Annotated in this window: 3 protein-coding genes and 1 pseudogene; 1 reads left to right on the top strand and 3 read right to left on the bottom strand. The window is 45.4% G+C overall.

Going from position 1 to position 4,634, the window contains the following annotated elements:
* Positions 1–39 precede the first annotated feature (39 nt).
* Complete coding sequence (locus tag ACEW9J_RS25930) at positions 40–2,121, bottom strand: M3 family metallopeptidase (RefSeq protein WP_373547951.1); 2,082 nt, start codon at positions 2,119–2,121, stop codon at positions 40–42.
* 518 nt (positions 2,122–2,639) lie between these two features.
* Between ACEW9J_RS25930 and ACEW9J_RS25925 the strand changes: the two genes are divergently transcribed.
* Entirely contained in the window at positions 2,640–2,975 is a 336-nt protein-coding gene (locus ACEW9J_RS25925; protein ID WP_373547950.1) for a XisI protein, read from the top strand.
* A gap of 116 nt (positions 2,976–3,091) precedes the next feature.
* On the opposite strand, the gene ACEW9J_RS25920 is transcribed toward ACEW9J_RS25925, so the two are convergent.
* On the bottom strand, positions 3,092–3,406 hold the full coding sequence (locus ACEW9J_RS25920) for a GNAT family N-acetyltransferase (protein WP_373547949.1): 315 nt from the start codon (positions 3,404–3,406) through the stop codon (positions 3,092–3,094).
* Positions 3,407–4,568 (bottom strand): annotated as a pseudogene (locus ACEW9J_RS25915) (IS630 family transposase).
* Positions 4,569–4,634 lie beyond the last annotated feature (66 nt).

The raw sequence follows: 4,634 nt of genomic DNA, 5'->3' as shown, positions 1-4,634 counted from the left end.
TCATGAATTGCCCCTACCGCAAAACTTAGAATGTCGCTTTTACTTAGTCGCAACCAACCCATTGTGACGTAATAATGCCGAAGGATCTGGCTCACGTCCACGGAATGCCGTAAATACCTCCATTGGGTGCTTGCTACCGCCCAGCGATAATACTGTATCGCGGAATCGTCGTCCGGTCGTCCCGATCGCGTCAGCATCATCCAATCCCGCATCTTCAAACGCTGCAAACGCATCCGCACTCAAGACTTCCGCCCACTTGTAGCTATAATAACCAGCCGCATAACCGCCAGCAAAAATATGTCCGAAGGAGCAGAGGAAATTGTCTTCGGGTAGGGGCGGAATTACCATGCTGATTTTGGCGAGGCGATTGCGAACGTCGGCAATTGTGTCCGTACCACCTGGTTTGTAGCTACTGTGGAGTGCGATATCTAACCAGCTAAAGTGGATTTGACGCAACATCCCGCTCCCGCTCATAAACGTCCGCGCGGCGAGCAGTTTTTGGTAGTAGTGTTCCGGTAAGGGTTCGCCAGTTTCGGAGTGTTTGCCCAAACTCAGGAGGGTAGGGCGATGGTAACACCAGTTTTCCATAAATTGGCTGGGTAACTCGACCGCATCCCATTCGACGTTACTAATTCCCGATGCGCCAACAAAATCGACGGTGGTCAGCATGTGTTGTAAACCATGCCCGAACTCATGGAACAGAGTTTCGACTTCCCCGAAGGTCATCAGGCTGGGTTTGCCGTCTACTGGCGGCGTTTGATTGCAAGTTAGATAAGCAACGGGTAAACGGACTTTAGACCCATCTTGGTCGGTCAATTTGGAGCGACTGATACAATCTGCCATCCACGCACCGCCGCGTTTTTCAGAAGGGCGGCTATATGCGTCGAGATAGAAGTAAGCAATCGGTTGGTTTTGCTCGTTGGCGACTTGGAAATAGCGGACATCGGGATTCCAGATCGGTGCTTGTCCGTCGGCAGCAGTGATGTTGATGCCAAACAAGTTGTGGGCGAGGTTAAATAAGCCCGATAGTACTTGCTCTAAGGGGAAATAGGGACGCAATTCTTCCGCGTTAAAATCAAATTTAGCTTCCCGCAAGCGTTCCGACCAGTAGGCGACATCCCAGTGTTTGAGGTCGTTGGCTTCGGGTGCATCTTTGGAAATGGCAAAAGCGCGGAGATCTTCGAGATCCTGTTTAGCTGCTTCAAAGCTGGCACTACGGAGGGATTCGAGCAGATTTTCGACAGCGGCGACGTTGGGTGCCATTTTACTGGCGAGGCTGAGTTCGGCGAAGTTGTCGAAGCCAAGGATGTTGGATTTTTCGCGGCGGAATTCGAGGATGCGATCGATATTCCCAAGATTATCATAGTCCCCCGCTGCTGCCCGACTGACCACCGCTTTATATACCTGTTCCCGCAAGTCTCGCCGCTGGCTGTGCTGCATAAAGGGGCCGTAACTAGGCGCATCTAGAGTAATCGTCCACGGCCCATCGGTGGGGGTAGCGGCTTCATTTCCCGCTGCTCTGGCTGATTGAGCGGCTTGAGCGAGTAAACTCTCTGGTAGTCCAGCGATTTCTTCGGGTTTAGTCAGAGTGAGACTATAAGCTTTGGTCGCATCGAGGACATTATTAGAGAACTTATTAGAAAGTTCGGCAAGTGCCAATTGAATCTCATTAAATCGCTGCTTTGGCTCTCCCGTCAAACCGACTCCAGATAGCTCCATATCGCGGATGGCAGCCTCGATAATCCGTTTTTGGGCTGCGTCGAAGTTGGCAAATTCGGGACTGGCGGCGATCGCCTTGTAGCCTTGATATAGCGCAGCACTCTGTCCCAATCGCGTCCAGAATTGGACGAGCTGGGGCTGCATTTCTTCATAAGCAGCACGCAGTTCGGGACTATTTTTGACACCCATCAGATGTCCGACGATACTCCAACTCCAGCCGATACGTTCGGTCAATCGATCGAGTGGTTCGACCAATCCCGCCCAGGTGGCGATAATATTAGCTTCAAGCTGGGTTAATGCTGCGTTCGCCTCAGCCAGTAATTCGGTCATCGCGGGAACGACTTGCTCTGGGGTAATCTCTGGAAATGGGGGCAATCCCTGACCTTGTAAAAGCGGTTTCATATACAGCGCGTGATGAGGTTTATAGCTCTATTATCCCTCGATCCTCTTTTAGAGCCTATGTCCGGTTTACCGCCGTCAAGTTTTTGACACCAGCTTGGAGCAAACCAGCAGCACATGTTCGTGAATGGCTCTCATGCGTTGTGTGGATGAATTGCGATCGTCGCTATTAATATCTGCTCTGCTAGAATTCAGCAAAGTCAGTTTACTTCGTTCTACCACCGCCCTGAAATAGAAGTGTTTCGTTCCGAAAGGCTTACGCCAACGGGCTAATAGTTCAAGTTCTCTGTTCGCGAAGCGTCTCGAAGAGAAGAGAACTACCAGATCGACTAGTTCGTTTTAACGAACTTTTGCTATTAGCCCCTGCTTGGTGGAACGCACGCTGAGGGAACCTCAGCGCGATTCCATCCGCAAATTCATTTGATGGCGGTGTATAAACGAAGCTAGGAGTCATAGTTTGGGAATCTCTATCCCGAACTGACGTTAGTTATTTACGCTCCGATCGAGGCGGAAATCAAACAATGGATAAGCTTCAACAATACCGAAAAATAATTCGTCAAATTCTTACCGAGCAAGCTCATCCCTATACCTACTCTGACGATGTAGAAGCAGAAATTATTTGCGATACCGAACACGACCATTATCAACTTGCCTATGTAGGTTGGGAGAAGCAACAACGCATTTTTAGTCTGATTTTACACTTTGATATTAAAAATGGTAAAATCTGGATTCAATACAACGGAACAGAGACAGCGATCGCCCAATTAATGACCGAAAAAGGAGTGCCAGCATCCGATATCGTCCTGGGTTTTCATTCTCCCTTCAAACGTCAATTTAGTGGCTATTCAGTCACGTAATTGTTGGCTCGATCGCAATACTGTAGCAACCGCCCGTAATCTGGATGAGAGAGATTGCGATCGATTATGCTATAAAGATTTTGCATTGTTCGCTACCTTGTAATTTTGTTTTCGCTTTAAATTGAGATTGAATTATCAAAACAGCTAATAACTCCCTTTTGATTCTGTATTTCTACAACCGTCTCAGTGTAATTCTCTGTTAAATACACTTTGATGACATTACTCCAAAATCTCAGAGCGGGGAGATTTGTGGGAAGTTTAGAAATCTCCCATCGACCACGAAATCGATCGAATAGATCGACAGCAACTTGACGACCGATCCCGCGCCGTCGATACTTGCGTAAGATGAAAAATTCGGCTACTGAATATTGGCTATCGGAAAAGTGAGTATATTGATTCACAAGTACAAATCCTGATAAGCTGTCGAACATCTAAACCACGTTAACTGCATTACCCTTATTCTTTAATTTTCGATTCCATTTTATAATTAGCCCTTCTTCATTTAGCAAGTTATTCAATACAAGCTCTAATTTTTCTAGCGATTCAAATAATCTGTTGGCAATATACTCTTTAGCTGAATGCCATACCAATTCAACTAAGTTATAATCGGGACTATATGGTAGTAAAAATTCGATGATTAAGTTCGGCATCTCTGCCGCTATCTTCTGTAAAGTCTCTTCTTTCTTGTGAAAACTAGCATTGTCCAATATCATCAAGATTTTGCACCCTTGCTTGGGTTCGTTCCATGGTCGGGGAACCCGACCGGACGAACTCCGCTTTCTCTCGAAAATCTTCAGCTAAATTACCTGCGGCAATCCATTCTTGTTTTAAATCTTCGTAGAAAGTTGTTAAGACTAAATGAAAATTTACAGAGTTCCCAGTTGGAATAAAATCCACCCATCTTTTCTTGTCTTAGTATCTCACTCCTCCCATTACATTAATCCGACCTTTTCTTCGATCGCCTCTTGTTTTCGTTCTACTACCCTTGCGGCACCAATTTTTCCTTCTAATTACCCGCAAACTAAATCCACTCTCATCCCAAAACCATACCTGCAAAAGCTTGGGAAATTCTTTTGCTATTTGTAAATATTCTTCGAGCTTCTTCTTGAAGATAATTCTTTTACCTGGATTTTGCTTGTCCTCTAGACTGTATTTAGGCCAGAGGTAAACATACTTTTTTGAGCGTAAAATCCTCCTTACTTGTGTACCACTTAATTTTATTCCCGTTTTCTCTTATAGATATATTGCTAGTCGAGCTGTTGTCCATCTTCCGAACTCATACCCGTATTTTTCAGGGGCTATTTCAATTACTTCTAGTAATAAGTTGATATATTCTTCGGTGGCTTTTCTATAATTGCCTTTCATCCTTTCATCAGATAGGCTGTCTAAATTATCAGGATCTCCATGTACGCACCAGTAGGCAACTTTGCTTAGAGAGCATCCAATTAATTCAGCTATATGCTTTTGAGTATTTCCGTCATTTAGTAATAAAAGTATTAAGACTCTTTCTCGAATGTCTGGATGCTCATGCTCTTTGAGTGCCTTTTGTAACTTCTCTTTTGTTTCGGAATTGAGAAAATTGAGGGCAGGCATTAGACTCAAGATCGTACAGGCGACTGCTATTATAGCATATGTGCTTTAGACGCCAAACAGCTTAGT

The organism is Chamaesiphon sp. (assembly GCF_041737865.1).
Taxonomy (GTDB): Bacteria; Cyanobacteriota; Cyanobacteriia; order Cyanobacteriales; family Chamaesiphonaceae; genus Chamaesiphon.
The sequence above is the reverse complement of the archived record's forward strand: the minus strand, read 5'-3'. Positions and strand labels throughout refer to the sequence as shown.

What these genes read in the sequence shown, in the direction of transcription:
- ACEW9J_RS25920 (WP_373547949.1), bottom strand. Translation starts at nt 3,406, where the DNA reads ATGTTCGACAGCTTATCAGGATTTGTACTTGTGAATCAATATACTCAC.
- ACEW9J_RS25930 (WP_373547951.1), bottom strand. Translation starts at nt 2,121, where the DNA reads ATGAAACCGCTTTTACAAGGTCAGGGATTGCCCCCATTTCCAGAGATT.
- ACEW9J_RS25925 (WP_373547950.1), top strand. Translation starts at nt 2,640, where the DNA reads ATGGATAAGCTTCAACAATACCGAAAAATAATTCGTCAAATTCTTACC.